The organism is Bacillus sp. S4, from assembly GCF_040838205.1.
In the GTDB taxonomy this organism is placed as follows: Bacteria; Bacillota; Bacilli; order Bacillales; family Bacillaceae_G; genus Bacillus_A; species Bacillus_A cereus_U.
Genome location: NZ_JBFPJI010000196.1, coordinates 1 through 6,341 on the forward strand (window position 1 = coordinate 1; position 6,341 = coordinate 6,341).

Sequence of the window (6,341 nt, forward strand, 5' to 3'; positions counted from 1 at the left end):
TTTCTAGCCATTTTAATTATTTTAATCGTTCTTTCTATTATTGATTTCATTTATCAAAAATGGGAGTACGAACAAGATATTAAAATGAAAAAAGAAGAAGTAAAACAAGAGCATAAAGATAATGAAGGGGACCCGCAAGTAAAGGGGAAACGAAAAAACTTTATGCATGCTATCTTGCAAGGGACAATTGCGAAGAAGATGGATGGTGCAACGTTTATTGTGAACAACCCGACGCACATTTCGGTTGTGCTTCGTTACAATAAACAAGTTGATGCAGCGCCTATTGTCGTTGCAAAAGGGGAAGATGAGCTCGCATTATATATACGAACGCTTGCCCGTGAACAAGAAATACCAATGGTGGAAAACCGTCCGCTCGCTCGTTCTTTATATTATCAAGTCGAGGAAGATGAGACGATTCCAGAGGATTTATATGTAGCTGTAATTGAAGTTATGCGCTATTTAATTCAAACGAACGAACTTGAAGTATAATAGCGCGTTTGGAGGGGATCTCTTTGTTTAAGATGGATTCTGCAAGAACCTATTTTTCTATCTTTTTAGCAGCGTCATTCGTTGTGGCGCTCTTAATTCCACTTCCACCATTTATACTTGATATCGTTATCGTTTTTCTACTAAGTATGTCAGTGCTTATTTATATGCGAGCTACAAGTATTAACGAGTGGGATGAATTAAAGTCATTTCCGACGATGTTGTTATTAATCGGGATTTTCCGCGTATCGATTAACGTTTCGACGACGCGAGCGATTTTAACAGACGGAAATGCGGGTCATGTTATTGAAGAGTTTGGCCAGTTCGTAATTGGCGGGAACTTATTAATTGGTATCGTTATTTTTATAGTTTTAATCATATTCCAGTTTATCGTTGCAAACGGTGCGTCTCGTACAGCTGAAGTAGCAGCTCGCTTTACACTTGATTCTTTACCAGGGAAACAAATGTCTATCGATGCTGACTTGAATCAGCGTCTTATTACAGAAAAAGATGCACAGGCGAAACGAAAAAAATTAAATATGGAAACAGAGTTTTACGGAGCGATGGATGGTGCCGGAAAGTTCATTAAAGGGGACGTTATTTTCGGGATTGTCATTTTATTTGTAAACATTATTTTCGGTTTAATTGTTGGTATGATGCAGCAAGGAATGAGCTTTGCAGATGCGGCTATTCACTATACACAGTTAACTGTCGGTGACGGAATTGTAAACCAAATCGGTTCGTTAATGCTTGCGATTTCAACAGGGATTATCGTAACGCGAGTATTTGACGGTTCATCTGATACAGTAACTGAAGGAATCTTTAAAGAGTTATTAGCGCATGAAGTTGTTGTATATGCGCTGGGTGGTTTATTTATCGCAATGGGTGTTTTTACACCGTTACCATTTCTACCATTTGCTCTCGTTGGAGGCACGATTGTTTTCTTAGGAGTTCGTAATAAAAAGCGAATAAAGAAAGAAAAAGAAGACGAGCTTCAAAAAGAATTAGAGATGATTCAAGGCGATGAAGAGCAACTGCAACAAGTCGAAGATTCATTCGGAGTCTTTACGGATAAATATCCAATTATTGTAGAGCTCGGATTAGATTTAGCGGCACTTGTAAAGCAGAAGATTAACGGGGAAACAGCTCGAGATAAAGTTGTTCTTATGAGGAAGTCAATTATTACCGACCTTGGTATTAACGTTCCTGGAATTAACTTTAAAGATAATACGAGCTTTAGACCACGTGGACGTTACATTATTCGTATTAAAGGTGCAAAGGCGGCTGAAGGTGTTTTAAAATCAGGTTATTTATTAGCACTGAAAACACCGAACGTAATGGCTGATTTAGATGCAGAACCAGCGAAAGATCCAATTTTCGGCGAAGATGGATATTGGATTTTGGAGCATATGGTACAAGATGCACAAATGAAAGGCTATCAAGTGTTAGAGCCACTCAGCATATTAATTACGCATTTAGATGTTGTCGTTAGACGTAACCTTCATGAGTTAATTCAGCGTCAACATGTGAAAGACTTGATTAACTCGCTTGAAACTGATAATGGCGTTTTATTAGAAGAAATTAAGAAGAAAGAAATCGATTTATCACTTGTTCAAAATGTTATTAAACAACTGCTGAAAGAAGGAATTTCAATTCGTGATTTACCAACGATTATTGAAGGTATTATTGACGGGAAAGAAATTTATCAAAACCATGTGGATGGTGTCACTGCATTTGTACGTGAATGTATTTCAAAAGTTATTTGTGAGAGTGCGAAAAATCCTGACGGGAAAATTTATGCAGCGCTTTTCGCTGATTCAATCGAGTTAGATGCGGATGTTGTTAATAATTCATATCAAGGTTATTTATTAAACTGGGATTTAGATTTAGAAACGCGAGTAGTAGAGCAAGTACAGCGCGTTTTCAAACAAGCTCGTTTAATGGGAAGAGAGCCAGTATTATTAACGCGCAGAAAAGATTTCAGGTTTGCGATTGTGAGACTTCTTGAACGTTATCAAATAGAAGCTAAAGTATTATGTATTAGTGAACTAGCACCAGAAATTGTTGTAGATCAAATTGCTTATATTGAATAGTAGGGGGTGAAGTAATGGAAAGTACAGAAAAAAAAGAAGCGTTAATGCGAATAAAAGCAGCTTCGAAAAATGAATTGTATCGAAAGTTATTTGACCAATATGGTACAGATTATTACTACGTTGTCGATGAAAGTGTAAAACGAAACATCCCGTTTTTTTGGAAGAAGAATTATGAAATGTTAGTCGCTTTTCCTGAAGATAAACAGGAAGAAAGTAACGAAGGCATAGCTCAGTTTCATGACCAATTAATGGATGTTATAAATGAACCTTCAGAAGAAATTGTGAAGGCAAATGGAATTCAATCGGTACTGCACAATTTAGAAAACGTAACGACTTCTATGCCGTACGCAGCGATGCAAACAGGAAATAGTGAAGAATGGGCAAGAAAAAAAGAGAAACTATTACAACTGTTTGAAAAAGGGATTGTCGTTGTGAAGCGTGCGGAGGCGACGAAAGTAACGAAAAAACAGCCTGCTGTGAAACAAGCTATTCCTGTCAAGAAAGAAGAGGTAGTTGTTAAAAAAGAAAAGCAGGAATCTGTGCCATTTATTATTCAAAAAGTAATTCGGATGTTAGAACAAAACGATGTGGAACAATATTTCATTCATGCATATGCTGAAAAATTAAAAGTGAAGTTTGAGAATGCAACGATGATTACAGAAGAGGAAGTCATCGGATACATATTGGAAGATATGAGATCTCATTTCAATACTGAAAACGTATTTGAAAAAGAAGTACAAACGATTGCATTAATCGGTCCAACTGGCGTTGGAAAAACGACGACACTTGCGAAAATGGCATGGCAGTTTCACGCTAAGAACAAAACAGTTGGTTTTATTACGACGGACCACTCTCGCATTGGAACAGTGCAGCAATTACAAGATTACGTAAAAACAATTGGGTCAGAAGTAATCGCTGTGCGAGATGAAGCAGCAATGACAAGGGCGCTCACTTATTTTAAAGAAGAAGCGTGCGTCGATTATATATTAATAGATACAGCCGGGAAGAATTATCGTACGTCAGAAACGGTTGAAGAAATGATTGAAACGATGGGACAAGTAGAGCCAGATTATATTTGTTTAACGTTATCAGCTTCTATGAAAAGTAAAGACATGATTGAAATCATTACGAACTTTAAAGATATTCATATTGATGGTATCGTGTTTACGAAATTTGATGAAACAGCGAGCAGTGGTGAATTGTTGAAAATTCCAGCTGTATCATCAGCTCCAATTGTATTAATGACAGATGGACAAGACGTGAAGCAACATATACATATCGCTACAGCTGAACATTTAGCAAAACAAATGTTACAAACATCGTAAGAAGAGAGGTGAAGAATAAGGCACTTGCCTTATTCAAACGAGTATGAACGGTCTTTATATAGGTTCTATGGGTATGATGAATTACATGCAGCGTTTAAATGTACACTCTAATAACGTCGCAAATGCCCAAACGACAGGGTTTAAAGCAGAAAACATGACTTCTAAAGTATTTGATGTGCAAGACACATATCGCCGCGGAGACGGATCGGCGACAAATATCGGTTCGGCCGATTACGCTGTCGTACCAGCTGCGACGCATGTGAACTTAGTACAAGGAAATGTACAAATGACAAATAGTGCTACAGATTTCTTTTTAGACGACGGTGCGGCTGGTACATCATCATTTTTCGTTACTTCTAAAAATGATGAAACATTTTTAACGAGAGACGGTAGTTTTACATTAAATAGTGATCGTTATTTACAAACAGCATCTGGTGCTTTCGTAATGGGTGAGAATAATGAACGTATTCGTATTCCAGAAGGAGCAAAGATAGCTGTACAAGCAGACGGTACATTATACGATGAAGTAACACAAAATAATATTGGCCGCTTGCAAACGAAAACAGTAGATGCAGAAACGAATGCTCGTCTCGTGCAACGTGAAAATAAAAGTTTTACACTAGCAGAAGGAAACGTTGCTGATTTACCGAATGGAACAGGGATTGTGAAAAATCATATGCTAGAAAATTCAAATGTTGATATGACGAAAGAGATGGCAGATTTAATGACGAATCAAAAAATGATTCAAGCATCGCAGCGCATCATGACTTCGTTTGATAAAATTTATGAAAAAGAAGCGAATGAAATATTGAGATAAAGGACTTCCCATTAGTGGGAGTCTTTTTTTAATCCCGTAAAAGCCCGATTGGTGAAGGCTAATAATCAGAGGGGCCCCCCTCTGATTAAAGTTTCATTTTATTGTTGCTTTTATTATAGTTACATCATAAAATGATAATGATTATCAATATCATTTTATCTTTAATAAGAATAGAAGCTGCGATGGTCGTATCACTTGTTTAACTAGGTGAATTAAAAACTAAGGGGAAGGTGTGTACATATGTCTACAAAAAAACAGCTTTGCATTGGGTTATGTTTGATTTCTAGAAAGAAAGAAGAAGAGAATAAGTTTGATTCAGGAATCGATGAACAAGTAGAGTTAGCACAACTGGCAGAGAAGGCTAAGTTAGATTTTGTTTTTAAAGCAGATTATTTAGTGGCACATCCAGATTTAATTGCACGTAATAAGGGGAATGTAATTTTAGATCCAACATTACTTTTTACTGCTATCGCTTATGCAACAGAAAAGATTGGAGTCGTTACGACCGCTTCAACATCCTTTTATCCACCATATATACTAGCAAGGCAACTACAATCTTTAAATTGGATTAGTAACGGCCGAGTAGGATGGAACATTGTCACATCAATTGATGGTGCTGAAAACTTTGGTGAGGCAGGGATGCCACCATCCGAGGAACGATACGCGAAAGCGGCAGAATGTACAGAGTTAGTAAGAAAACTTTGGAAGAGTCATCCTTATGAAGTTTTGAAAGTAGATAACGCAGACGTAATTAGAGAAATGGTACAGCCAATTGAGCATAGTGGGGAACACTTTGAGGTGAAAGGTCCACTTAATGTTCCGCAACATATTTCTGGGGAAATGCCTTTATTTCAAGCGGGTGCGTCAGAGTCTGGCCGGAATTTCGCTGCTTCTGTTGCGGATGCAATTTTCGCCGCGATGCCAGATGTAGAGTCAGGAATCGAACTTCGTCAAGATTTAAGAAGAAGAGCAGAAAAGCATGGCCGAAAGCAAGATGATATACGTATATTGCCTGGTTTATATTTCTTTATTGGTGATTCATATGAAGAAGCGCTAGAAATGCACAGGCAAGCTCATCAACATCTTACAAAAGAGAAGAGGTACGCTTTACTCGAAATGGTTCTCGGATTAGATGTTAGAGGGATATCATTAGAAAGTAAGGTTACTGAACATATGCTACCAAGTAGAGATCAAACTGTACGTAGTAAAACACATGCGGAATTATTACGGAATTTCATCATAAAAAATGAACCAACTGTTGAGCAAATACTAGAACGACCAGAAGTTGTTGGTTCTGCTCATTGGGTCGCTATTGGCACACCACAAGACGTTTTTAAACAAATTATGGAAAGATTTGAAGCAGGGGCACTAGATGGATTCATTGCAATTCCAGGCGGTCCTTCAAAATCATTGGATTTATTCTTTAGTGAAGTGATTCCTTTATTCGTAAGAGCAGGTGTATTTAGAGAAGAGTATACAGGTTCAACTTTACGTGAGCATTTGGAGAGTAATATATCAAATTGTTTGCAGTTAAAATAATAGGAACATTATGTACAAAAAGCCTTTAAAAAGAAGGCTTTTTTATTTCGGTTTAAAAATTCAGAATCATCAGTTGACTGT

At 37.3% G+C, this 6,341-nt stretch carries 5 protein-coding genes; all 5 read left to right on the plus strand.

Annotated features, from left to right (window positions below; genetic code table 11):
- Window positions 1–489: EscU/YscU/HrcU family type III secretion system export apparatus switch protein (locus tag AB3X48_RS16020; protein WP_367959732.1), on the plus strand; the 489-nt coding region annotated here is incomplete at its 5' end.
- 23 nt (window positions 490–512) lie between these two features.
- Entirely contained in the window at window positions 513–2,579 is a 2,067-nt protein-coding gene (gene flhA, locus AB3X48_RS16025; RefSeq protein WP_002189082.1) for a flagellar biosynthesis protein FlhA, read from the plus strand.
- A gap of 14 nt (window positions 2,580–2,593) precedes the next feature.
- The gene (flhF, locus tag AB3X48_RS16030) at window positions 2,594–3,904 is read left to right on the plus strand and encodes a flagellar biosynthesis GTPase FlhF (RefSeq protein ID WP_016104422.1); all 1,311 of its coding nucleotides are present in this window, start codon (window positions 2,594–2,596) and stop codon (window positions 3,902–3,904) included.
- Window positions 3,905–3,947: 43 nt separating this feature from the next.
- Window positions 3,948–4,721 carry a flagellar basal-body rod protein FlgG gene (locus tag AB3X48_RS16035; protein WP_033714688.1) on the plus strand — a complete coding sequence of 258 codons (774 nt, stop codon included), beginning with the start codon at window positions 3,948–3,950 and terminating at the stop codon, window positions 4,719–4,721.
- Between the two features lie 240 nt (window positions 4,722–4,961).
- A complete protein-coding gene (locus tag AB3X48_RS16040) occupies window positions 4,962–6,260 on the plus strand; it encodes an NtaA/DmoA family FMN-dependent monooxygenase (protein WP_016104424.1) in 1,299 nt (432 codons plus the stop codon).
- The last annotated feature ends 81 nt before the right edge of the window (window positions 6,261–6,341 follow it).